General features: G+C 57.6%; 19 protein-coding genes. 16 read left to right on the forward strand and 3 right to left on the reverse strand.

What is annotated here, in order from left to right:
* Positions 1 to 11 precede the first annotated feature (11 nt).
* Entirely contained in the window at positions 12 to 4,796 is a 4,785-nt protein-coding gene (locus AB5Z25_RS05095; RefSeq protein WP_368134952.1) for an acyl-CoA dehydratase activase-related protein, read from the forward strand.
* Positions 4,797 to 5,143: 347 nt separating this feature from the next.
* On the opposite strand, the gene AB5Z25_RS05100 is transcribed toward AB5Z25_RS05095, so the two are convergent.
* Positions 5,144 to 6,100: a LysR family transcriptional regulator gene (locus tag AB5Z25_RS05100; protein ID WP_368134953.1), complete on the reverse strand. Its 957-nt coding sequence runs from the start codon at positions 6,098 to 6,100 to the stop codon at positions 5,144 to 5,146.
* Positions 6,101 to 6,640: 540 nt separating this feature from the next.
* On the opposite strand from AB5Z25_RS05100, the gene AB5Z25_RS05105 reads away from it, so the two are divergent.
* The 5 genes from AB5Z25_RS05105 (at position 6,641) to AB5Z25_RS05125 (ending at position 11,205) form a co-directional block, all read left to right on the forward strand.
* A complete protein-coding gene (locus AB5Z25_RS05105; protein WP_368134954.1) occupies positions 6,641 to 7,900 on the forward strand; it encodes a radical SAM/SPASM domain-containing protein in 1,260 nt (419 codons plus the stop codon).
* Complete coding sequence (locus AB5Z25_RS05110; RefSeq protein ID WP_368134955.1) at positions 7,878 to 9,452, forward strand: ATP-binding cassette domain-containing protein; 1,575 nt, start codon at positions 7,878 to 7,880, stop codon at positions 9,450 to 9,452. The genes AB5Z25_RS05105 and AB5Z25_RS05110 overlap by 23 nt, the downstream gene beginning before the upstream one ends.
* On the forward strand, positions 9,436 to 10,035 hold the full coding sequence (locus AB5Z25_RS05115; RefSeq protein ID WP_368134956.1) for a type II CAAX prenyl endopeptidase Rce1 family protein: 600 nt from the start codon (positions 9,436 to 9,438) through the stop codon (positions 10,033 to 10,035). The genes AB5Z25_RS05110 and AB5Z25_RS05115 overlap by 17 nt, the downstream gene beginning before the upstream one ends.
* A 40-nt stretch (positions 10,036 to 10,075) precedes the next feature.
* The gene (locus AB5Z25_RS05120) at positions 10,076 to 10,222 is read left to right on the forward strand and encodes a hypothetical protein (protein WP_368134957.1); all 147 of its coding nucleotides are present in this window, start codon (positions 10,076 to 10,078) and stop codon (positions 10,220 to 10,222) included.
* A 632-nt stretch (positions 10,223 to 10,854) separates the two neighbouring features.
* Positions 10,855 to 11,205, forward strand: a complete 351-nt coding sequence (locus AB5Z25_RS05125; protein ID WP_040358975.1) for a hypothetical protein — start codon at positions 10,855 to 10,857, stop codon at positions 11,203 to 11,205.
* A 127-nt stretch (positions 11,206 to 11,332) separates the two neighbouring features.
* Here AB5Z25_RS05125 and AB5Z25_RS05130 read toward each other — a convergent pair whose 3' ends face one another.
* Together AB5Z25_RS05130 and AB5Z25_RS05135 are read right to left on the reverse strand one after the other, a co-directional pair.
* Positions 11,333 to 12,472 (reverse strand): DUF389 domain-containing protein, encoded by a 1,140-nt coding sequence (locus tag AB5Z25_RS05130; RefSeq protein WP_368134958.1) that lies wholly within the window; start codon positions 12,470 to 12,472, stop codon positions 11,333 to 11,335.
* 215 nt (positions 12,473 to 12,687) lie between these two features.
* Positions 12,688 to 14,391 (reverse strand): OPT/YSL family transporter, encoded by a 1,704-nt coding sequence (locus AB5Z25_RS05135; RefSeq protein ID WP_368134959.1) that lies wholly within the window; start codon positions 14,389 to 14,391, stop codon positions 12,688 to 12,690.
* A 192-nt stretch (positions 14,392 to 14,583) separates the two neighbouring features.
* Between AB5Z25_RS05135 and AB5Z25_RS05140 the strand changes: the two genes are divergently transcribed.
* The 10 genes from AB5Z25_RS05140 to AB5Z25_RS05185 all read left to right on the forward strand — a co-directional run bounded on the left by AB5Z25_RS05140 (position 14,584) and on the right by AB5Z25_RS05185 (position 23,543).
* On the forward strand, positions 14,584 to 15,435 hold the full coding sequence (locus tag AB5Z25_RS05140) for a type III pantothenate kinase (RefSeq protein WP_368134960.1): 852 nt from the start codon (positions 14,584 to 14,586) through the stop codon (positions 15,433 to 15,435).
* Between the two features lie 84 nt (positions 15,436 to 15,519).
* Positions 15,520 to 16,044 (forward strand): deoxycytidylate deaminase, encoded by a 525-nt coding sequence (locus AB5Z25_RS05145; protein WP_368134961.1) that lies wholly within the window; start codon positions 15,520 to 15,522, stop codon positions 16,042 to 16,044.
* Between the two features lie 171 nt (positions 16,045 to 16,215).
* Complete coding sequence (locus tag AB5Z25_RS05150; RefSeq protein ID WP_035137589.1) at positions 16,216 to 16,494, forward strand: NifU family protein; 279 nt, start codon at positions 16,216 to 16,218, stop codon at positions 16,492 to 16,494.
* 108 nt (positions 16,495 to 16,602) lie between these two features.
* The gene (gene lgt / locus AB5Z25_RS05155; protein WP_117584123.1) at positions 16,603 to 17,424 is read left to right on the forward strand and encodes a prolipoprotein diacylglyceryl transferase; all 822 of its coding nucleotides are present in this window, start codon (positions 16,603 to 16,605) and stop codon (positions 17,422 to 17,424) included.
* 83 nt (positions 17,425 to 17,507) lie between these two features.
* Complete coding sequence (locus tag AB5Z25_RS05160; protein ID WP_368134962.1) at positions 17,508 to 19,691, forward strand: DUF6020 family protein; 2,184 nt, start codon at positions 17,508 to 17,510, stop codon at positions 19,689 to 19,691.
* Positions 19,692 to 19,857: 166 nt separating this feature from the next.
* On the forward strand, positions 19,858 to 20,664 hold the full coding sequence (locus AB5Z25_RS05165) for a YebC/PmpR family DNA-binding transcriptional regulator (RefSeq protein ID WP_006234926.1): 807 nt from the start codon (positions 19,858 to 19,860) through the stop codon (positions 20,662 to 20,664).
* Between the two features lie 166 nt (positions 20,665 to 20,830).
* Complete coding sequence (locus tag AB5Z25_RS05170) at positions 20,831 to 21,376, forward strand: Asp23/Gls24 family envelope stress response protein (protein ID WP_196022448.1); 546 nt, start codon at positions 20,831 to 20,833, stop codon at positions 21,374 to 21,376.
* Positions 21,369 to 21,746 carry a DUF2273 domain-containing protein gene (locus tag AB5Z25_RS05175; protein ID WP_040358983.1) on the forward strand — a complete coding sequence of 126 codons (378 nt, stop codon included), beginning with the start codon at positions 21,369 to 21,371 and terminating at the stop codon, positions 21,744 to 21,746. Before AB5Z25_RS05170 ends, AB5Z25_RS05175 begins: the two co-directional genes overlap by 8 nt.
* 44 nt (positions 21,747 to 21,790) lie before the next feature.
* A complete protein-coding gene (locus AB5Z25_RS05180; RefSeq protein WP_055286786.1) occupies positions 21,791 to 22,312 on the forward strand; it encodes an Asp23/Gls24 family envelope stress response protein in 522 nt (173 codons plus the stop codon).
* Between the two features lie 208 nt (positions 22,313 to 22,520).
* Positions 22,521 to 23,543 (forward strand): YitT family protein, encoded by a 1,023-nt coding sequence (locus AB5Z25_RS05185; RefSeq protein ID WP_117821081.1) that lies wholly within the window; start codon positions 22,521 to 22,523, stop codon positions 23,541 to 23,543.
* Positions 23,544 to 23,639: the final 96 nt, after the last annotated feature.

The raw sequence follows: 23,639 nt of genomic DNA on the forward strand, positions 1-23,639 counted from the left end.
AGGAGAGACAGATGAGCAAACTCGTCGAGGGCATTAAGGACCGTATGGTCGCTGCCGCGCGTGAGGCCGCGCCCGCCGTGATGGACGCCGCGCAGAAGGCCGCGACCGCGGCTGCCGAGAAAGTTGCTGAGGCAGTTGCCGATGCCAAGAACGCGGCAGGGGGGACGTCCGTCGCTAACGAGCCCGCCACCGCCGCTGAGCCCGTAGCCGCCACTGCCGCCCACGCTCCCGAAGGCGCGGTCTTCAACCCCGAGGCCGCCCACGGCAACCTGCACTTGGGCATCGACGTGGGCTCCACCACCGTTAAGCTCGCCGTGCTCAACGACGATAACCAGATCGTCTACGCCAAGTACCAGCGCCACCACACCGACGTCCGTGCCTGCGCCCGTGATCTGTTCGAGGGCGCTGCGACCGTGCTGCCGACGGCCCAGATGACCTGCGCCATTACCGGCTCGGGTGGCCTGCTGCTGTCCCAGTGGCTCGACCTGGAGTTTGTCCAGGAGGTCATCGCCAGCAAGCGCGCCGTCGAGACCCTCATCCCGGCCACCGATGTCGCTATCGAGTTGGGCGGCGAGGACGCCAAGATCATCTACTTCGACAACGGCATCGAGCAGCGCATGAACGGCACCTGCGCCGGCGGCACGGGCGCCTTCATCGACCAGATGGCCACTCTGCTGCACACCGACGCCAGCGGCCTTAACGAACTCGCGGCCAACGCCACCACCATCTATCCCATCGCCAGCCGCTGCGGCGTTTTTGCCAAGACCGACGTGCAGCCGCTGCTCAACGAAGGCGCCCGTCCCGAGGACGTCGCCGCTTCCATCTTCCAGGCCGTCGTGACCCAGACCATCTCGGGTCTGGCGTGCGGCCGTCCCATCCGCGGTAACGTCGCCTTCTTGGGCGGCCCGCTGCAGTATCTCTCCGAGCTGCGCCATCGCTTCTACCTCACGCTCAACCTGGACGAGGAGCACCGCATTGTGCCCCAAAACGCCCACCTGTTTGTGGCGAGCGGCGCCGCCATGGCGCATGAGTCCAACAAGCTCAGCACGTTCCCGCAGCTCATCGAGGCTATCGATGCCCTGGGTGACACACAGGGTGCCGAGGTCGAGCGCCTGGATCCGCTCTTTGCCACCGACGAGGACTTCGCCGAGTTCAAAACCCGCCACGACACCGAGGTCGTCCCCAAGGGCAAGCTCGACGGCTACACCGGCCGCGTGTTCATCGGCATCGACGCCGGCTCCACCACCATGAAGGCCGCGCTCGTGGGCGAGGACGGCCAGCTGCTGCACACCTGGTACGGCAACAACAACGGTGACATCCTGGGCACGGCCAAGGTCATCATGGCCGATTTCTACAATCACATCCCTGCCGGCTGCACCATCGGCCACGTGACCACCACGGGCTACGGCGAGGCGCTGCTCATCGAGGCCCTCAAGGCCGACTCCGGCGAGATTGAGACCGTCGCGCACCTGCGCGGCGCCAAGGCATTCCTGCCCGGCGTCGAGTTCATTCTGGACATTGGCGGCCAGGACATGAAGTGCCTGCGCGTCAAGGACGGCGTTATTGAGCACATCATGCTCAACGAGGCCTGCTCGTCGGGTTGCGGTAGCTTTATCGAGAGCTTCGCCGTCTCTATGAACATGGACGTGCGCGCGTTCGCCAACGCCGCCATCCATGCCAAGGCCCCGGTCGACCTGGGCAGTCGCTGCACGGTCTTTATGAACTCGCGCGTCAAGCAGGCGCAAAAGGAAGGCGCCACGGTGGGCGACATTGCGGCCGGCCTGTCCTATTCCGTCATCAAGAATGCCCTGTTCAAAGTCATTAAGTTGCGCGATCCCAAGGAGATCGGCAGCCAGGTGATCGTCCAAGGCGGCACCTTTATGTCCGATGCCACGCTGCGCGCGTTTGAGCAGCTCACCGGCGTTCATGCCGTGCGTCCCGACATCGCCGGCTGCATGGGCGCCTACGGCGCGGCCCTGCTCGCTCGCGATCGCGCTGGCGCCGACGGCACCTCGACCATCCTCTCGGCTGAGGACATCGCGCACCTCACCGTGACGCAAAAGCATGTCCGCTGCGGCCGTTGCTCCAACAACTGCCAGCTTACCGTCAACGACTTTGGCGGTGGCAGGCGCTTCATTACCGGCAACCGCTGCGAGAAGGGCGCCGGCCACAAAAAGCAGAAGACCGAGGCCCCCAACCTCTTCAAAAAGAAAAACGAGCTGCTCTTTAACCGCGAGGTCCTGAGCCCCGACGAGGCCCCGCGCGGCACCGTCGGCATCCCGCGCGCGCTCAACATGTACGAGAACTACCCCTTCTGGCACGCGTTCTTTACGCGCCTGGGCTTTAGCGTGCAGCTGTCCGACCAGTCGAGCAAGAAGACCTACCAGGCGGGCATCGAGTCCATGCCGTCCGAGAGCGTGTGCTACCCGGCAAAGATGAGCCACGGCCACGTGATGAACCTTATCGACCGTGACGTCGACTTCATCTGGATGCCGTGCGTGCGTTGGGAGCGCAAGGAGGATCCGACGGCTGGCAACTGCTATAACTGCCCCATCGTCATGAGCTACCCCACGGCGCTGGCGCTCAATATCGACGAGATTCGCGAGCAGAACATCGAGTTCCTGTACCCGTTTGTGCCCTATCACGACAAGACCGAGCTCAAGCGCCGTCTGTACCAGGTGCTCGCCGTCGACCGCGTGGCCGATGCTGAGGCCGGTCGCGGTCGCGTGCGCGGTCCTAAAATCACGCGCTCCGAGGTCGATGCCGCCGTCAACGCTGCCTTTGAGGCCGATGCGCGCTTCCACGAGGACATCCAGACCATGGGCGAGGAGGCTCTTAAGTGGGTCGAGGACCACGGCGGCCACGGCATTGTGCTCGCCGGCCGTCCTTACCACAATGACCCCGAGATCAACCACGCCCTGCCTGAGCTTATCTCGAGCTTTGGCTTTGCGGTCTTTACCGAGGATTCGCTTGCGCATCTGATAAAGCCCGAGCGTCCGATTCGCGTCGTTGACCAGTGGATGTACCACAGCCGCCTGTACGCCGTCGCCCGCTTTGTGACGATGCGCAACGACCTGGACCTAATCCAGCTCAACTCCTTCGGCTGCGGTCTGGATGCTCTGACCACCGATCAGGTGCAGGAGATTCTGGAAGCCAGTGGCAAGATCTACACCGTGCTCAAGATCGACGAGGTGTCCAACCTGGGCGCCGCGCGCATCCGCATCCGCTCGCTCATGGCTGCGCTCAAGGACCAGGAGGCCGAGCGCCTGGCCGATGCCACGGCCGCGGGCGAGGCCTACGAGCAAGGCGATGCCGCGCCGGTGGCGCCCTCCACGGATGCCCCCGCGTTCGCGAGCCGCAAGTACACGTTCGAGGCGCAGCGTGAGAGCGCATCGACCGCGTGGCCCAAGGTGCCCTTTACCGAGCAGATGCGCGAGGAGGGCTATACCATCCTGTGCCCGCAGATGGCGCCGATCCACTTTGACCTGGTCAAAGAGGTGTTCCGTGGTGCTGGCTACAACTTGGAGCTGCTGCCCTCGACTGACCACGATGCCGTCGAGGCTGGCCTGCGCTACGTGAACAACGACATTTGCTATCCGTCGATCCTGGTGACGGGCCAGATTATGGAGGCCATCGAGAGCGGTCGGTACGACCTGTCCAAGACGGCTGTGGTCATCAGCCAGACCGGCGGCGGCTGCCGTGCCACCAACTACATCGCGCTCATCCGCAAGGCCCTGCGCGAGAGCGGCCACCCCGAGATCCCGGTGATCTCGCTTTCGGCCGTGGCGCTCGGCGAGGACAACCCCGGCTTTAAGATTACGCCGGCACTGCTTAAGCAGGCAGTCTACGCGGTGCTCTTTGGCGATGTGATGATGCAGATGCTCTACCGCTGCCGCCCGTACGAGGCAGCGCCCGGTGCCGCCAATGCGCTTTACGAGGAGTACATGGCGCGCGCCCGCAAGCTGGCGCCCAAGTTCAACCGCCACAACTACACCAAGCTGTGCCGCGAGGCCATCCGCGCGTTCGACACCATGCCGCTCGTGGGCGAGGGCACCAAGCCGCGCGTGGGCGTGGTCGGCGAGATCCTGGTCAAGTTCCATCCCACGGCTAACAACCATGTGGTCGACGTGATCGAGCGCGAGGGCTGCGAGGCCGTAGTACCGGGTCTGCTCGACTTCTTCCTGTACTCCATGAGCAACGCCGAGCTGCAGAAGGATGAGCTGGGTAGCTCTGCTACCACGCGCGCTGGTATGCAGGCGCTCATCAAACTCGTGGACTGGATGCGTACGCCGGTGGAGGAGATGCTCGAGAAGTCCCGCCGCTTCGAGGCGCCCGAGCGCATCGGCACCATGGCCGACAAGGCCCGCACGGTGCTTTCGGTGTGCAACAACATGGGCGAGGGCTGGCTGCTCACGGCCGAGATGCTCGACCTGATCGACCACGGCGCACCCAACATCATCTGCACGCAGCCCTTCGCGTGCCTGCCCAACCACGTGGTGGGCAAGGCCGTGATTAAGGAGCTGCGCCGCCAGCATCCCGAGAGCAACATCGTTGCGGTGGACTACGACCCCGGTGCATCCGAGGTCAACCAGCTCAACCGTATTAAGCTCATGATCAGTGTGGCAAAGGAGAATATGCGCGCCGGCAAGGGCTTTAAGCTTGAGAAGGTGGCGCCGCTCGCGATGGACGAGGTCACCGGCCAGATGCGTGCCCATGACGGCTGCGTGAGCTGCGGCTCGGTCGATGAGAGTGCCGTGGCGTCGGTCGCTGAGCGCCTGGGACGCGGTGTGAAGTAGCTAAATTATTCCGACGCTAACAGCGGCTTGCCGAAATAATGTGTGAGGCGCGGTGGCGGCCATCTGGCTGTCGCCGCGCCATCTTTCTCTGGCTTGGTCTGGGGCGGTGCTGACAATGAATGGTGCGGTCAGTGCTCGGCTCAACCCGCTGAGAAGGTGGGGCTGAGCCATTTATTTCGGAAGTGGGGCACAGGCTTGCGGGTGGTGAGTGGGTCACTGATTTGGCAAGAGTCTGTCAGGCCCTCGTTGTTTTCTCTCGGAATACTTCAAAAAACATGGGCTGACCCACGCTTCTGTTCTGGCGGAATACGTTGCTGTTTTGCATGGAATTAGCATGCCCGTCACATTCAGCTGGAAAGGTCTCCTCTTTCAGCGCTTTTTAAACATCGAGAGAGCTGGCGTGCCTCAAGTTGAATGCAGCTTATCGCGTGATGAGTTTGCGCTTGGGTATCGTTTGAATTTGAAACGCAGTAAAAAGGGATTGATATTCTGTCTTGTTCGTCTAGGCAAACGATTTTTGCTGGATAGCCTATCCTGAATTGAGACGCTTGCGAGGCTATGGTCAGAATAATCCCATGCTTATGAATCAGAAAATCGGACAAATTTTGCTGGTCTGCTAAGTTAATATTCTCGTAGGAAGGGGAAAGGCCCAGATGGTTAAATACTGAGTTTATTCTCTTTCGACAATATCGAATGTCACAGGTGTTTGCAATTGGATATCGAGCCACCGCGTTTAGATTTACCGTTGCGCGACTAGCTAATGGGTGACTGCTTTCAACTAAGAGGTTGACTTCGGCATTCAATAAAAAATGTGATTCAAAAAGATTGGTGTCTACTTGTCCAGCGACAATTGCAATGTCGATTTGTCTGTCAAGTAGAAGGGATAAACACGTTCCGCCGTCGTCATATCTGGAAACAGTAAACTTACCGCCCTTATACTTTTTCGAAAGCCTGTTCAGTGTGGGCTGGTTGAACCAGCTTGCGAGTATTGGTGCTAGTCCGACTGCAACGCGTGTCAAACGTGTCTGGGTTATTTTTATCTTTTCACGCGTGATTTGCGCATACGCTTGAATTCCCTCAACTGAAGCTAGTACATCTAATGCTATAGGAAGGATTTCCTCTCCATAGTTTGTTAGATGTAGAATACTGCCTCTTTTTTCGAACAGCTTCAGACCAAGTTCAGATTCCAATGCTCGAATGCCTTTTGAAACAGCTTGCGGCGAAACGCTTAATATAGTTGCTGCATCCGAGTAATTCTGATAATCAAATACCTTTATGAAATACTGCAGCTGAACAACATTCACCAGAATTTCCTTAGGTTGAATTTTTAATCAGTCTAAGTGTAAATTAAATAATGTTAAACAAGGCAAACAAATTGTTTCATCTAGTACAAAAAGTTATCAAACAGCTTTTGACTTTTTGACCAAAGTATAACTAGGCCTAGAACGAGAAAGGAGCCATTGTGGATTGGATACAGCCAACTCAAACACCTAACGATATTGCTTTGCTATCAAGTTGGTGTCCTTGTCAGGGCGCAAAATGTCAAGGGCGCTGTAATCCCTGGGGGATGTGTGCCGTGTACACGGGCGGGAATTGCCGCGCATTTCAACATTGCGGTATACACGTTAGCTAGGAGCTCCGATGGAATATATTCAAAAGCCAGTGAATACTCAGATGCCTGCTTCGTCTCGAGATATTTCTACGTGTGTGTCCTGTGCAGCACATATTTGTTGGAGTTATTCAGGGGGAGGACCGTGTGGCCTGAGGATCTGCATTACCAAATTTTGTGGCTGGAATTACTCCTAATGGCAGGTTGAAATATTGAAATATGCAACGGAGTAGAAATGAAACAGTCTCGCTTTAATGTAATCGATAAAGGGAATCAACCTACGCTGGCATATAACTCGTACTCTGGTGCAATCGTTGCGTTGGATGCAGAATACGAGAAGGGGCTTTTTGAGAATGGAGCTAATTACCCTTCGGAAATTGTCGATAATTTGACGGACGCGGGGTTGTTGGTTCCCGACGGACTTGACGAGATCGAACATTTAAAAGAGATATCGTTGGCCTGTCGCATGCAATCAAAATCACTTTCATTTACGATAGCCCCGACATTGAATTGTAACTTCAGATGTCCGTATTGTTATGAGAACGGCAAGCGTTATGGCTCAATGAGCGACCGATGCGTCGATCAGGTAATAAAGCATATCAATGGCATGGTTATAGACAATCAGGCGGAAAGTTTGCAGATTGCCTGGTATGGCGGCGAGCCTTTATTGGCGATTGAGACTGTGGAGAAGATTACGCGCGGAATCCGAAGCGATGAAATCTTATTTAACGCCAGTATGGTGACCAATGGCTATTTCTTAGATGGGAAAACGGCGGAGTTGCTTGCAAAAAATGGGGTTACGCACGTTCAGGTAACTGTCGATGGTCCGCCTGAGATACACAATCGAAGAAGATGTCTTCCTTCTGGCGGCGATACGTTCAACCGTATTATTGATAACGTAAAAAGGGCTAGTGCGTACTTTGATGTCATCTTAAGAGTCAATGTTGATCCGTCGAACGGTGATCAGATTGATCGTTTGGTTGATTCGCTTGATTGTAAAGGTCTTCGTAATAAAGTAAAACTATATTTAGCGGCAGTGGATGATATAAATGGGATGTGCGCTAACTCTCCATGCTATTCAGAGGATGAATTTGCTTCGATTGAAGCATCCTGTCTGTTTCGCTACAAAATGACAGGGTACATGGATCCATTTCTTCCAGGCTTTAATCCGACCATATGCGGAGCCGTCAATAAATATTCAGAAGTTATTGGACCAGACGGTTCCTTATATAAATGCTGGAATGAAATAGGATATTCCGACAGAAGCTATGGGAGCATCTTTGAAAATGTAACGAGTAGCGCATCCGAAGTTTCCATATGGAATGCTTACGACTTTTGTTCAGATTCAGAATGCCTTAACTGCTCACTTCTTCCTATGTGCATGGGTGGCTGTCCCTTCACCAGGCTGTATGAAAATAAGACAAGCTGTGTATCCGCAAGAAAGAACTGTATAAAAGTAATGAGGGCGGCCTATGATCTCAAGCATAAGAAGTGATGCGGATTCAACGGCGATCTTCGACTATCTGCCATATTTCAGACTTGGGTTTTCTTCCCAATTGCTTCTGGTTATAGCCTTTACGTTGTGCTTAATAATATCTGGAATGATGGCCTCTGTATCCCCGCTGCTCACGAGCGCTCTGGTTGATAATATATCTAAAAAAGCTCCTTATGGTGCTATTATGATTGACAGTGCGTTAATTGGTTTCGCGGCATTAATCGATATTGTTGTCAGCTATTTAAGCACCCTTCTTTCAATGCGGATAACGACCGTGGCTGCATTCTCGATTGCTCGAAAGAAAATCGATGAGCTCGTGCGGATGCCTTTTGAGTTGTTTTTTGAGCAGGAGTCTGCTGAAAAAACTCAACAGATTTGTTCAGATGCCAATACTGTGGCGTCCTTCGGATTGTCGATGCTCCAGACGGTACTCCTTGCGATTGTCCAGCTAGGTATCAGTTTATTTTTTCTCTATGGATGTTCCACAGCGCTCTTTTGGGTTTCCGTGACATTTTGCATCTTGTATGCAATTGCATATGCTTCATTTAAAAAACCGCTTTTTGTTTCAGGTCTGACCTTTAAGGAAGAGCAGTCCCTGTATTTCGGAAAAGTGGAGTCCCTACTTGCGCATCAGAGATTTTTGTATGTTAATGCGCTGTTCGAAAGAGCATTGAAATCCATAGATAGCTATTTTTCGTCTTTGCTGCACGCCGGAGTCGCCTATCAAAGTGTCATTTCGAAATTTCAGGCAACTGATTCCTTTGCTGCGGCTGCGTCCCAGGTGACCATTCTTTTGATTTCGGCTTTTTATGTAATGCATGGAAGCATGAGTGTAGGCCAACTTGTTGCTGTTTCGAGCTACATGGCTTTAATGCTATCTGCCGTGAGGTCAATCTACGGTATAGGTAGCAGCGCACAAGACTGCTTCTCATCGATATCCCGTCTAAATGCCTCTAAAATGCCTTCGGCTGCTGCTGGAGAGGAGCTCTTGGAGATCGATTACATCGAACTGCATAATTTCGGCTTTACATTAAATGGAAAGTGTCTCTACAGCAACTTGAATGTCAAGTTTGAAAAAGGAAAGCTCTATGCTCTTGTAGGGATTAATGGCTCGGGCAAAACGACCCTTGCGTACTTATTGATGGGTTGTTTCAATTCGGATTACGTTGGAACTATTTCCTACAACGGTAAGGCCCAAGAAGAAATCAACTGTGAGCTCCTTAGGCAGAAGCTAGTTTCGTTTGCTGAACAAACTCCGATATCAGTAAAGGATATTCTTTGCGATAGAAACTTTCCTTCTATCGAAAGGAAGAGGTGCGGAGGAATGTCTCCCGGGGAACTGGAACAACTGGAAATTAGACGGGTCTTAGAAAAGAAGGCAGACGTCTATTTATTCGATGAGCCAACAGCATCACTCGATATTGCTCATAAAGAAGCTCTGATAAAAGCTATGAAGGAAATGCGAAAGCACAAGATTGTCATTGCAATTACACACGATATGGACCTAATAGATGCTAGTGATGAGGTGGTAGAGCTTGGGAAAAGCGACTGAAATAATGCGCCTGGGGGCACGTTATCTACTGGGCACGATGGTTGCTAGCGTGCCGTGGGCTATTTGGGTTATTGCAAAAGGATCCCCCGCTTGGCTGTGCTCTACAGGGGCGCTCTTTTGTGCGTTGGTAGTCTATCTTTTTGCAACTCGGGGCGCTGTTTCTTGCGATAAGCCCAAACGGCGTGGGATTCTTTTGGGATGGCAGTTCATTTTCATCGTATTTATTATTATGGCCTTTATGCTCGATATAGGTGGAAAATCAATATCCAGATGGGTATTGGTCTGTTCGGTTTCAGTTTTGCATGAGCTGTTATTTAGGTACGTATTTTTATTTGAATACACAATCGTCGGAATAGTTCGGCCGTTTTGCATAAGGGCATTTATACAGTCGATGCTATGGTCATTGCTTCTCGTGACTCAACAGTGTTTAATCGGGGCACCCACAAATTACATCATTGCAATGATGGGGGGCTATCTTTGTTTGGGCCTTATTTTTGCGCTGCTCGTGCGAAAAACAGGGACAGTGTGTCCGTCTCTTTTAGCCATGATGTCTCTGGATTTTATCAACATCCTAGCTCTTTGAGTTACGGACAAAATCTTCAAAATCTTCAGGTGTTGGCACCATGGCAGATAAAGCCCGCACGGTGCTTTCGGTATGCAATAACATGGGCGAGGGCTGGCTGCTCACGGCCGAGATGCTCGACCTAATCGATCACGGTGCGCCCAACACCATCTGCACGCAGCCCTTCGCCTGCCTGCGATTCGGTTAGCGAGGATGCCGTGGCATCGGTCGCCGAGCGTCTGGGGGCGGCATTAAGAAGAAACATGCCTGCTTTAGGCTGGTATGAGAAAAACGGGTGGCAGCCATACCGGCTGCCACCCGTTTTTACTGGATATATGTTGCGTAATTGGCCTTGCCGGCACCTTTCGCGGACTCGGATTTCGGAAGTGCGGGGAAAAACTCCGAATTTCCGAGCACACGGCTCTTTTGCACCCTTGTGACCTGCGGTTTTGTTGCTAAAAAAGTCGGTCTGGTCGGCGGCGCTCAGTTTTTCACCGCACTTCCGAAAACCGCGGTCTCGCAATATGAAAAACGGCCTTCATAACTCTGGGTTAATGGATAAGTGTGGCCTTTCGCCGTATATCACTGTCCGTTTATGGAACCTATCTCCAACGAGTCGTAGCCAAATGGTTTAATGTTAGAAACACATAGTTGCCGGCGGGCCGCGGGTGACGTTTGCTTTGATATCGGAGGTACCAAGTATGTTTTGCACTCCGTTCAACAAGTATTGGTCTGGCTAACATGGGTCGCCGTGCTACTTCGATAACCCTTGCAGTGGTCTGCCTGGCTGTGCTCCTGGGCGCTACAGGGCTGTTTGCTATAAGCCGAGAAACGTCCTATATGCAGGAATGCGCTTCCGAAGGGTTTGCCATTGATGGTTACTATCGGGATGACAAAACGAGTCGGGAAACCCTGGCTTTTCTTGAGGAGGACAACTGTCGATGGCAGCTGGTCGATCAAGACGGAATCTGCACAGACGGGCAGTTTAAGCGTACGGATGACCCCAACATCCTGATATTAAAGAAGGAAAACGGCGAAGAATTCGGCACGATTCACGTTGCGTATATATCGCGCCGACGCAATCAGGGGCAGATTTACCTAATTAGAAATACTAAGGTGACCCGATTTTATCTGGTGAGCACCGATCCGGCGTTTACAGTGGAATCTGGCGATGTCGATGCGGACGTCTGATTCACGGCAATAAAACAGCGAGCGGGGCGCGAACGTGAACTACGTCCCGCTTTTTGCATGTGCCTGCGTCGCGTCTGAGCCTCGCCGCGACTTGCGCCTGTGCGCGAGAGCCATCCCATGCTCCGCATTACTCCACATCAAACTCCACGCGATCGAGCCCGGGCACATTGAGGTCGATGAGCTTGCGGGCGATACGGCGGTCGTGTGCCCCAAGCGCCTCGCTCGTTGTCACATGGGCGACAATCTCGCGCTCGACGATGCCTTCCTCGTCACCTTCGGTAGCCGAGGTCTCGACGGCGACGGTGTAATCCTTAAAGCCTGGCAGCACCGCTGCAAGCTCGCGCGTGGTTTCGGTCACGCCGTAGCCGTCCTGCACGCCGGCCTGCGCCGAGCCAATGGAACCCGCCGTCATAACGATGCAGGGGATGGCAAAGACTACCGTGCCCACAATGATGCGGCGGCGCACCTTGCGCGATAGCTCGTCGACCTCGGCGTTTTCTTCAGCAGTCACAATACCGTCGCCGTTCAGGTCGCGCTTGAGCGGCACGCGCAAAAGAAGCAGTACGGCTTCGGCGGCCAGTGCGATAAAGACCACGTTGATGCCAAACTCGTAGAGTGCCGAGAGGAACAGCGACCCGCTTGCGATGGCGATGCCATAGCCCGCCGCGCACAGGGGCGGCATGAGCGCGGTCGCCACAGCCACCCCGGCGATGAGCGTGGCGGGTTCCTGGTCGCGCGAGTTGCCCAGGCCACCCGCAAAGCCGCCCGCGAGCGCGACGGCAAGGTCCCACACAGTCGGTGTCGAATTGTCGATGATGGCGGCCGTGGTGGTGCCAAGGGGCGAGAGCTTAAAGTACAACGTGGACGTGACCAGGCAAAAGGCCATCTGCAGAGCCAAGCTCGCGACGGCCTCAAGGGTAATCTCGCGGTCGAGCGTGGCGATGCCGTATGCCATGGCAAGGACCGAACCCATGAGCGGGCAGATGAGCATGGCGCCTACAATGGCGATATCCGAGTCGATATCGAGGCCGATGCTCGCGATCAACATGGCAATGATCAAGATGCATAAGTGTGAGCCAGTCAGGCGCGCCCCGTTTACAAAGCGCTTGCGAATCACGTGATAGGGCGCGCGTCCCTCGCGAATGTTGAATGCCCGCTTTAGAAAGCGGCTTGCGTTCTCCATGGCCTCGCTGTGGGCGGGGCGGATGCCATGGCGCCGATGATGGCGCTCGCGCAGTCGCTTGAGCTGTTGTTTATCGAGTTCCATGTCCACCTCGTTCTGGCACGTGCCGCGTATCCCGCCCGTCGTCTTTACTCTACACCGCGTTGAGCGAGGTGTCAGACAGGGTTTGTTGACCTGGAAGTCAGGCCAATCGGCATGACAAAAAACGCCGTGAGGATCATAAGAGTCAAATAGACAAAAAAGCGCGGGGCCGGATGGTCTCCGACCCCGCGCTCTGCACGGGTGCGTTGTTATTGGGTTTAGCCCAGCAGGCTCAGGCCAACAGAGACAAACGCCAGGATAACGCCGACGATAGACTCGCCGCCCAGCAGGCCGCTGGCGACAACCAGGCCCTGCTCCTGGAAGGCGGCGTCCTTGGCGGCCTTCTCCTCGTCCGAAAGACCGGCCTCGGCGTCGCGGTGAGCGGCCCACTTGTCGTAGACGAGCTTAACGCAGGAGCCCAGGAAAGCCGTGAGCGACATATAGAACGGCAGGTACACGCCCAGGCCGATCATCATGGCCGGAATGCCGAGCCAGTACATGACGATGCCGGCGATAAAGCCGCCAACGAACCACGGCACGCTCGGGATGCCCGAGACCATGGTGGCGACGACGCTTGCCTGCGCGGCAACAAAGCTCTTGTCGGGGCCAAAGGCGTCCGGGCCATAGGCGGTGACGAGCGCGACCATGACGGCTGCGGCGACCAGGGCGCCCACGATGCCGCCGATGGCTTGGCCGATCCACTGCGCACGCGGGTTGGTGCCCAGCACGGCGCCGGCCTTAAAGTCGTTCATGACGTCGCCCGCAAGGCCGCACGCCACGGCTACGATGCCGGCGATAAAGAACAGCTTGACCTGAGCAATCTGTGCGAAGGCAGCCACGATGAGCATAACGATGAGGCCAAAGATCTCCATGGGGTCGATGCCCGTCTGGCCGCAGCTCTGTGCGCTCATGATGGTGGTGACAAAGGTGAACAGCGTCACGATGACGGCCGGAACGGGGCCAAGGTCAAGCACGATGGCGATGATCACGGCGATGGCGGCAGCGCCCAGGCCGATGATGCCGGCGTCGAGCTTAAGGGAGCCCGAGATGAGCGACTGCTCGTCGGTGTCGGTGGAGCTGTCGGCGGCGAGGCCGCGGACGATACCGGCGACCTGCGGCAAGATGTCCTTGAGGACGACGGCGACGCCAAAGCCCATCATGAGGCCCATACCCAGGGACTTGACGATGCCCTGTGCAGTCACAACGTCGAACAGGCCGGCAGCGGTGCCGCCCACGATGATGCCAAAGTTGCCTAACAGGGCGCCGGCAAACCAGAAAGCGACCGGGGCGAAGCCCACGAGGAAACCGACGGAGAGCAGCATGGGCGAGTTGTAGATGCCAAAGGTCACGCCGGGGATGTTGAGCGTGCACAGCATGCTGGGCACCACGCCCAGGGCGTCGCGCAGCACGCTATAGATGCCGGCGATGGCCATGGAACCAAAGAGCTGCTTGCCGGTTTTGCCGCCAGCCTCGGTCGCGCGCAAAGTCTGAGCTGCGGCGTTGCCGGTGGGGAACTCAAGCGCGGCGTCCACGATAAAGTGACGGTGGATGAGCGCGGTGGCCAGCAGGCCCAGGATGGTGCCGGCGAGTGCCACGATAAACATGTCGAGCCAGCTGATCTGGTCGGCATAACCCAGCATCCAGGCGCCCGGGATGGTAAACGCCAGGCCGCCGGCGACCATGGCGCCCGCAGACATGATGGTGTGGGTGACGTTGGCCTCGTTGAGGCTGGCGTTGCCCATGAGCTTCAGGAAGAACAGCGAGATGACGGCAGCGAAAATGATTGGCCAGGGGAGGGCGCCCATCTTGAGGGCCGTGTAGGCCGAGCTTGCCGTGATGATCACGCAGCCAAGGACGCCGATGACGACACCGCGCAGCGTGAGTTGCCCGCGCATCGAGGCGCGGTTCGAGGGATTGCTCATATTGAACTCCTTTGCGTATATCCGCTTCCCCCGGGAGCGCCGCTACGGATGCGGCGCGGGAAGTCGGGTTACCAAAGGCCGTCGCGTGAGCTCGCAAACGACCGCGCATCAGTATAGCCGCAACCTAGTCATTTTGGGATGACTGGTTTAGGTAGGCGATATACTGCTGGGCAGACGAAAGGAGCGCCGACGATGCTTAATGGGTGCGCATATATATTGACGGTCGACGTGGGTAACACGTTCATTCGCTTTGGCCTGTTTGCAGAGGATTCGGCCGCGGCGCAGGAATGCCCGCTTGCGACGTGCGAGATCACGACGCCATCGAGCATTACGGCCGACGAAGCGCGTATGCGTCTCGCTCAAGTCATGGCCGCGCTGGCGGCTGATGCGGGCATGCCCGGCGCGCTCGTGCCCACGGCGGCCGTGCTGAGCTGCGTGGTGCCGGCGCTCGAGCGCCCGTGGAAGGCGGCGCTTTCCCGTACCTGCACGGGGCGCGTGCTCACCGTGGGGCCGGGCCTCAAGACCGGCATGCCCGTGCACTACGACGACCCGGCCGAGATCGGCCCCGACCGCATCGCCGATGCCGTGGCGGCCCGTGCCGTCTACGGCTCTCCGTGCATCGTGATCGACCTGGGCACGACGACCAATATCGAGGTCATCGACGCGTGCGGTACCTTTGTGGGCGGCGTCATCGCGCCGGGTCTGGCGCTCGGCGCCCGCTCGCTCTCGGCCGCTGCGGCGCGTCTGCCGCAGGTCGAGCCTTCGGCGCCCACGCATGTGATCGGCCGCAACACGCGCGAGGCCATGCGCTCGGGCGTGGTCTTGGGCGAGGTAGCCCGCATCGACGGCATGCTCGACATGGTGCTCGCCGAGATGCGCGCGACCAAGGCCGCGGGGGAAGGCAACGTGCCCATCGTCATTACCGGCGACGATGCCGAGGCGCTTGCGGCGCTGGTCGGCCATAGCCTGACGGTCGACGATGCGCTGACGCTGCGGGGTCTCGCCGAGCTCTACCACATCAACCAAAAGCCCCGCCGCGTGTAAAAGTGAGGGCGCCGGTGGGACAAACGCCCCCACCTTTCACCTGCTACAATGGGTCAAACTATTGCGATTACGGAGGTGTCTGCCATGTCGGACGATCTTCATCAAACTTCGTCAGGCAAGCGCCTGGACGTCATTAGCTGGGACGAGTTCTTTATGAGCGTGGCCATCGCCGCGCAGCGCCGCAGCAAGGACCCCAACACGCAGGTGGGTGCGTGCATCGCCAACACCAACCACCGCATCCTTTCGGTGGGCTACAACGGTACACCCTCGGCACTCAACGACGACTTTTTTCCGTGGGGTACGAGCGACGACCCGCTGCAGGACAAGCACAACTACGTGGTCCATGCCGAGGCCAACGCCGTGCTCAACTACCGTGGCTCGCTCAAGGATCTCGAGGGTTCCACGGTCTACGTCACGCTGTTCCCGTGCCATGACTGCGCCAAGATCCTGGCGCAGGTGGGTGTGGGCGAGGTCGTCTACCTGGACAATAAGTATGCCGACACCGATGACGGCCGTATCAGCCGCCGCATTCTCGACTCCTGCGGCATCAGCTACCGCCAGGTCATCGTCGATGTCCAGATTGGTACCGGGGGACAGACTCGGCAGTAATATGCGTTGTCGCTATCTGACGACGAACACAGCCAAAAGAGCCCCGTCCCAAATTGACTACTCGTGAAAGTCGCGTCTGCGCGCATGGACGGCTCGTGAGCGGGTACATGGCTGTAGTAACATAGCTTCTGTCCGCGGGCGTGCCCGCGTTATTGTGAGAAAGGAGCCCCTGTGGCTGTTAACGAAGAGCTGCTTAAGAAGGTTCTTGAAGAGATTCGCCCCAACCTGCAGGCCGACGGCGGCGATATGGAGTATGTGGGCGTCGACGACGAGGGCGTTGTCAAGCTGGAGCTGCAGGGCGCCTGCGCCGGCTGCCCCATGAGCTCGCTAACCCTTTCCATGGGTATCGAGCGCATCCTGAAGGAGCATGTGCCCGGCGTTACCCGCGTTGAGCAGGTCAATGCTTCCGGCGAGGCCGAGGACCTGTACGACGAGTACGCGCCGTTCTAAGATGCGAAAGCTGCGGACGGTACGCTCCGCATAGACGTTACGCCCAGATATGCGGCTGCGAGCGCAAGGCCCGCGGCCGCATTTGTATGTAGGGAGCAGGGGATCGATATGCTCAACGACCTCTACCACATGCTTGACCCCGTCGCGATCTCGGCGGGTCCCATCACCATCTACTGGTACGGCCTGGCCTACGTGGTCGGCGCTCTGCTCACGGCGGTCGTTATGTACCGCACGCAGCGTCGTTGGGGCTTCGACATTACGATTGATGACCTGACGAGCGTCGTGGTCGGCGCGGTCTTTGGTCTCATCATCGGCGCGCGCCTGTTTTATGTCGTCTTTTACGGCGATGGCTACTATTGGACCCATCCGCTCGAAATCTTTGCCACCAACGAGGGAGGCATGAGCTTCCACGGCGGCCTGGTGGGCGGCATCTTGGGCGGCATCATCGTGTGCCGCATGTACAAGCTTGACGCCTGGACCGTCGCCGACCTTGCTGTGATCGGCGCCCCGCTGGCCCTGTGCCTGGGCCGTTGTGCCAATTTCGTCAACGGCGAGCTGTGGGGCAAACCGACTGATCTGCCTTGGGGTGTGGTCTTTGGCGGCACCGCGGGCGATATGCCGCGCCATCCCTCCCAGCTCTACGAGGCGTTTCTTGAGGGCGTCGTGCTCTTCTGTATTTTGCAGGTGCTCAGCCGCAAAAAGCCGCTGCTGCCCCAGGGTACGTTTATGGGCGTGTTCGTGATGGGGTACGGCATCGTCCGCTTTCTCGTTGAGTTTGTGCGCGTGCCCGATGCGCAGCTGGGCTATCTGCTGGGCGGCGTCATCACCATGGGTCAGCTGCTGAGTTTGCCGCTCGTGATCGCCGGTCTGGCGCTCATCATCTTCGCCCGACACCGCAATCGCCCCCAGCGCATCTACCTCGACGCCTAACCACCAAGACCACCGCAAAGGGGACAGGCGCCTTTGTGGTGGTCTTGCCGAGTTTGATAGGTTTCTAGAAAGGCTTTCGGACTGTGAAGGATTCCGACCTCTCCACAACGGCTGCGCGCGACGCTGCCCGCATCGTCTGGTTTAAGCGCTACCCCGCCAAGCAGACGCTCATCGCATTTTTGCTCGCGCTGTTGGCGACCACGGCGTTTTCCATCGATCCCGCCCCGGTGTCGAGCAACGCAGTCTTGGCGATTGACCCCAAAGCCTCGGGCATGCTGTACGTGTGCTACGAGGTGCTCCTCTCGTTTGCCGGCCATACCGACGCGGTCATGCTGCTTGCGCTTGCCTGCCTGCTCACGCTGCCGTTTCGCTACGTATTCTTTGGCCGCGGCGATGCTTGGCGTCCTTCGGTGATCCTTCCGTCGCTGTTCTTTGCCGTCTGCATGGTGTTTGGCCGTAGCTACGACCTCACCGATTCGGCCGAGATCGTGCTTGGCGACAAGGCACGCATCATTTGCGCCTGGATAGGCGGTGCGGGCTGGATGCTCTTGGCGGTCGTTGCCTTCTACCTTGCCTTTGAGTGTCTAGATTGGCTGAGCTCTCGGCGTATTCCGTTTTCCGAAGCGCACTTTGGCCGCGTATGGCGTATGGCTCACGCCGTGCTCTCGGTCCATCCCTTTGCCGGGCCCTTCCTGGTGCTTATGGTCGCCTGGGCGCCCACGCTCATCGCTTCGCTGCCCGGCCTTTTTATGGGAGATACGGGTGCGCAGATTCGCCAGTGGTTCAACTACCCCAACGGCACGAGTGACTACCTGCGTCTGCTCAATCCCAATGTGTTGCTCAACGGACATCACCCCGTGGTACACACGGCTATCATCGGTTCGTGCGTCCAGCTGGGGCTTTCACTGTTCAACAGCGCCAACGTAGGTCTTGCCATCTACACCTGCGCTCAGTTCGTCATTACGGCCGCCTGCATGGCCTATTCCATCTCGTCGCTGCGCAAGCTGGGCGTGAGCCTGCCGGTCCGCGGCGTGATCTTGCTGTTCTTTGTGTTTATGCCCATGTTCTCCAACTACGCGGCCCTGCTTACCAAAGATGTGCTGTTTGCCGACGCGTTTTTGGTGCTGTTGGTGCAGACCGTGAAGCTCGTGGCATGCGGCCTGCCCCGTCGCGATGCCAATGCCGAGCGTGCGGGCGAACAGAGGCCCGTGCTCTTTGCGCGCCACGACTGGCTGCTGCTCGCTCTGGGCGCCATGGGTTCCACGTTTCTGCGCAACGGCGGCCTGGTGTTTCCCCTGGCGGCATGCGTAATCGCGACGGCGTTTTGCGCATGGGACGCACATGTGGCTCGCCGTGCGGCCAAGCTGGCTGGTGCTGCGCCTTCGGGCGCCATCCCGCGTTTCCGCTGGGTGGGAGTTCTTGCGGTGCTTGCACTCTGCCTTGCCTCTAATATGTACTTCACCAAGGTCTTTATGCCGGCGCACGACATCACGCCTGGTTCCAAGCGCGAAATCCTCTCGATTCCGTTCCAGCAGACGGCTCGTTTCGTCCAAAAACACGACGGTCTCAACTCGGGCGTCAACCCCACGGTTAAGGAGGACGGCACCATCGTGGAGGCTCCTTGCGACGGCTTGGTGACCGACGAAGAGCGTGCCGTGATCGACCGTGTGCTCAAGTACGAGAATCTGGGCCGCCGCTACAACCCGGATAAGTCGGACGCCGTCAAAAATTGCTTTAACGAGTACGCCTTGCAGGAGGACATCAAGGCCTATTTTGAGGTGTGGGCCCAGATGTTCAAAAAGGATCCCGAGTGCTATATCTCGGCGCTCATCAATAACTACTACGGCTACTTTTATCCGAGTGCCCGCGATGCATGGGTCTACAGCACGGCGCGCAGTGCCGAGATTATGGCGAAGCCCGATAACCTCAAGTACTTCGACTTCCATCCGGTCGATAGCAAGGTTGTGCGCTGGTGCGACCACCTGATCAACCTGTATCGCGTGGCGGTGCAGCGCATTCCGTTTATCTCGCTCGCCATGAGCTCGGCCACCTATGTGTGGATCATGATCGCCGTGGTGGCCTATCTGCTACGTCGTCATTCGTGGCGCGGGCTGGCCATTTGGGTGCCGCTTTTGGGCGTGCTCGCCGTGTGCCTGATCGGTCCCTGCAACGGCTCGACCTACATGCGCTACCTGTACCCGGTCATCGCCTGCATGCCCTTTGCCATCGGCGCCACCATCACCCGCAGCGACCTCCTCTGGTCCTAAGTTTGGTGCAAAGGGGGCAGGTTACTTTGCACCAAGGGGTTGCATCATCACGTCGCCTTCATTTTGGGGTTTATCTCGCAGGCCAGTAGGTATATCATAACGACGTTTGTTTATATTGCCCGAGCATCTGCGCTGGGCTTTAGGTCGAAACCGATAGGAGACACGTATGTCCGGACACTCTAAGTGGGCCACAACCAAGCATCGTAAGGGCGCGCAGGACGCCAAGCGTTCCGCCCTCTTCTCCAAGCTGAGCCGCAACATCACCGTTGCTGCCCGTCTCGGCGGTGACCCGCTGCCCGAGAACAACGCCAGCCTCGCCGCTGCCGTTGCCAAGGCCAAGGCTCAGTCCATGCCTAAGGACAAGATCAAGTCCGCTATCGACAAGGCTTTTGGTTCGGGTGCTGACGCTGCCGTCTACGAGAACATCGTGTACGAGGGCTACGGTCCCGCCGGTGTCGCCGTCTACGTCGACTGCCTGACCGACAACCGCAACCGTACCGCCGCTGATGTCCGTTCCGCCTTCTCCCACGCTGGTGGCAACCTGGGCACCTCCGGCTCCGTCGCCTTCCAGTTTGAGCGCAAGGGCCAGATCGTCGTCGCCAAGGAGATTCTGGACGAGAACGCCAAGAAGGAGACCATGATCGCCAACGGTGCTGCCGGTGACGAGGATGAGTTCATGATGGCCATCGCCGAGGCCGGTGGCGAGGACTACGAGGACGCCGGCGAGGAGTGGATCGTCTGGACTACTGCCAACGAGGTCATGGCTGTCTCCAAGGCGCTCGAGGAGCAGGGCGTCCAGGTCAAGGGCTCCGAGACCACCATGGTCCCGACCACCCCGACCGAGGTCTCCGGCGCCGACGCCAAGAAGGTTCAGCGCCTCATCGACCGTCTTGAGGAGCTCGACGACGTCCAGGATGTTTACAGCACCATGGACATGACCGACGAGGTCATCGCTGCCCTCGAGGAGGAGTAGTGCCCGCACGGGTTAAGCCGTGCATATCTGGGCATAATGAAGCGAGCATGCAAGCCTCGTGGAATAGATGAGCCGGATCCGCGTGCGTAGAGCACCGGACCCGGCTCTTTTATAATGATGCGAACCGTTTTGCATTTCGAGAGCCGAGATTTGAAGGGAGCGCCGCGTGCGCGTACTCAAACGAGCCCTAGCGATCGTGTACCTTGCCGCTACCATCGTGGCGCTGGGTACGCTTGTCTGCCAGTTTTGGGGGCCGTATACGTATCGCTTTATGTTGCTGATGCGCGACCCCATGCCGCGCATTGTCGTGACGGCATGCGGCGGAGTTGTGGCGATCGGCGTGCTGGTAAGCTTCTTTCGCCTGATGTTTGCTCGTCGCGAGCCGTTCTGCGTGCATCCGGCGGGGGAGCGCAATATCGAGGTCACGCTCGCGGCGCTTTCTTCGTGTGCCAGGGCTGCTGCCGAGCGCGACGACCGCGTGATGATCGAGCATGTCGAGGCCCGCGTCCAAGGTTCCGACGATTCGCACGTCCGTTTTAAGGTCGAGGCTATCGCGCTTGACGATAAGGACGTGGCATCTTTGGCTACCGCGATGCAGCAGCGCATCGAGGAAGCTTGCGACACCATGCTCGGCACGCCGGGTACGACCGCGCGCGTCCGTTTTTTGCCGTCCAAGACTACCGTCCAGACCGTGGAGGTTTCCGGTGAGTGATACCAATCAAGATAAGACCGCTCGTACGCCGCGCCTGACGATTGACCAGAGCGCCACGCCGGCGAGCGAACCTGTTGATTCCAAAGCAGAGGCAACCGAGTTGCAAGACGCGGCAGCCGCGGATTTTGACGAGGCTATGGGTCTCATCAAGGGTACGGGCGCTGCCATCTGGAGCTATGCTGTGCGTCATCCCAACACCACGCTTGGCGCCGTCGCCGGCTTTATCCTCGCCGTGTTGGTGCTCACGTTGGGCCTGTGGGACACGCTCGTCATTGCATTCTTCGTGCTGATCGGCGCCGTGATCGGCCAAATTCGCGACGGCGAGAACGGGATCGTCAACTTCTTCGGCCGTCTGTTTAGCGGCCGCTAATATGTATTCGACTGTCGCATCCGCGGCAGGCATAAGGAGGAACCATGGCTTTTAATACGAAGGTCGATGTGGCCGATACCGAGCTCGAGGCAGACGAGACCGTCACCGCCGAGGCCGAGGACGTAACGCTCGAGGATGAGGCGCTCGTCGAGGCCGAGTCCGCCGATGATGCGGACGAGGATGATGAGGAAACAGACGAGTCCGAGGACTCGCTGACCTATTCCAACGGTGTGATCGAAAAGATCGTTGCTATGGCCACTCGCGAGGTTCCACACGTTCTGGGCATGAAGGGTAACCTCATGCATTTTGTGCAGGAGCAGTTTGGTGCCGAGAATCTGACCAAGGGCGTGACGGTCGAGGTCACCGATGACAATCGCGTGGTCGTCAACATCTCCGTCATCATCGAGTACGGCGCCTATGCGCCCGCGATCTTCGACGATGTCAAGGCACGTGTCACCGAGCGCCTTGCCGCGATGACCGGCCTTGAGGTGGCGGGTGTCAACCTGCGTATCGAGGACGTCATCACCCCCGAGGAGTACGAGCACCGCACCAGCCAGCACGAATAACCTTCCAAAAAGGGACAGGTTTGTTTTGGCAGGTTTTATCTGCGAAAACGTTAAACGGCCGACCGCGCAAGCAAAAGCGTGGCCGGCCGTTATTTGTATGCCCCCCGATGTAGGCATACCGCTCGTCTAACTAGGGGTTGCAATCGTCGCGTTCCGCGTTACCCTAATGGGCGCATTGTTTCCAAATTGTTAACGAGGGGTTGCCGTAATGGCTGACGAGCACGAAACAGAAAGCAAGGCATGGGCGATTGAGGCCGCCGCGGCAGAGGCGGCATCGCGTGCTGCCGAAGAGGTGCATCGTCCTCCCGTAGTGCCGATGGAGCGCGTGGTTGATCGCACCGATATCGAGCGCGGCGAGCGTGCCGGCCAAAAGCGCAGCCAGGAGCCGGGTTTCCCGCGCTTTTTTGCCGAGCTCAATCTGGGCCTGATTCTTACGGCCTTTGCCATCGTTGCGTTTAAAACCCCTAATCACTTTGCTTTTGGCGGCACCTCGGGCGTGTCGGTCATTCTGTCCACGCTGTTCCCGACCCTGCCCGTCGGCGTCTTTATGTGGATTATCAACGCGGTTCTCGTCGTTTTGGGCTTTATCTTTTTGGAGCGCAAGGCGATTCTTTGGAGTGTCTTCGCCTCGTTTGCGCTGTCCGCCTATGTTTCGCTGTTTGAGCTCTTTATTCCGACCGATGTCTCGATGACGGGCGATATGTGGCTCGACCTGTGCTTTGCCGTCATCTTGCCGGCGCTCGGCAGCGCTATTGTCTTTGACATCGGCGCCTCGACGGGTGGCACGGACATTCTTGCCATGATCCTCAAGCGCCGCACCACGCTCGAGATTGGCCGCGCCCTGCTGCTGGTCGATATCGGTATCGTGACCATCGCGGCCTTTTTGTATGGCCCGCGTGTCGGTCTGTATTGCGTGCTCGGCCTGTTTGCCAAGACGCTTGTGGTCGACAAGGCCATCGAGAGCATCCATCTTCGTAAGGTCTGCACGGTCATTTGCTCCGAACCCCTTAAGGTCGAGGAGTTTATCGTCAAGCATCTCAACCGCACAGCGACCATCAGTCGCGGCTACGGTGCCTTCTCGGGCAAGTGCGTGACGGTGATCATGAGCGTGCTGAGCCGTCGCGAGGCCGTGCAGCTGCGCCGCTATGCGCGCGAAGTCGATCCGGGTGCCTTTATCACGATTGTCGACAGCTCCGAGATCGTCGGCAAGGGCTTCCGCGGAACGAACTAGCGCAGACGTATTCAACGAACCGCCTGCTGGCGCCGTGTATCTTGCAAATCGGTCATCTTTGAGTATTTGATCCCACATTGGGTGATAATGATGCCA

It is taken from the genome of Collinsella aerofaciens (assembly GCF_040910325.1).
Taxonomy (GTDB): Bacteria; Actinomycetota; Coriobacteriia; order Coriobacteriales; family Coriobacteriaceae; genus Collinsella; species Collinsella aerofaciens_BL.

Bases quoted from the DNA above. Each gene is read 5' to 3' on its own strand.
- AB5Z25_RS05095 (WP_368134952.1), top strand. From the start codon at position 12: ATGAGCAAACTCGTCGAGGGCATTAAGGACCGTATGGTCGCTGCCGCG.
- AB5Z25_RS05105 (WP_368134954.1), top strand. From the start codon at position 6,641: ATGAAACAGTCTCGCTTTAATGTAATCGATAAAGGGAATCAACCTACG.
- AB5Z25_RS05110 (WP_368134955.1), top strand. From the start codon at position 7,878: ATGATCTCAAGCATAAGAAGTGATGCGGATTCAACGGCGATCTTCGAC.
- AB5Z25_RS05120 (WP_368134957.1), top strand. From the start codon at position 10,076: ATGGCAGATAAAGCCCGCACGGTGCTTTCGGTATGCAATAACATGGGC.
- AB5Z25_RS05125 (WP_040358975.1), top strand. From the start codon at position 10,855: ATGCAGGAATGCGCTTCCGAAGGGTTTGCCATTGATGGTTACTATCGG.
- AB5Z25_RS05130 (WP_368134958.1), bottom strand. From the start codon at position 12,472: ATGGAACTCGATAAACAACAGCTCAAGCGACTGCGCGAGCGCCATCAT.
- AB5Z25_RS05135 (WP_368134959.1), bottom strand. From the start codon at position 14,391: ATGAGCAATCCCTCGAACCGCGCCTCGATGCGCGGGCAACTCACGCTG.
- AB5Z25_RS05140 (WP_368134960.1), top strand. From the start codon at position 14,584: ATGCTTAATGGGTGCGCATATATATTGACGGTCGACGTGGGTAACACG.
- AB5Z25_RS05145 (WP_368134961.1), top strand. From the start codon at position 15,520: ATGTCGGACGATCTTCATCAAACTTCGTCAGGCAAGCGCCTGGACGTC.
- lgt (WP_117584123.1), top strand. From the start codon at position 16,603: ATGCTCAACGACCTCTACCACATGCTTGACCCCGTCGCGATCTCGGCG.
- AB5Z25_RS05165 (WP_006234926.1), top strand. From the start codon at position 19,858: ATGTCCGGACACTCTAAGTGGGCCACAACCAAGCATCGTAAGGGCGCG.
- AB5Z25_RS05180 (WP_055286786.1), top strand. From the start codon at position 21,791: ATGGCTTTTAATACGAAGGTCGATGTGGCCGATACCGAGCTCGAGGCA.
- AB5Z25_RS05185 (WP_117821081.1), top strand. From the start codon at position 22,521: ATGGCTGACGAGCACGAAACAGAAAGCAAGGCATGGGCGATTGAGGCC.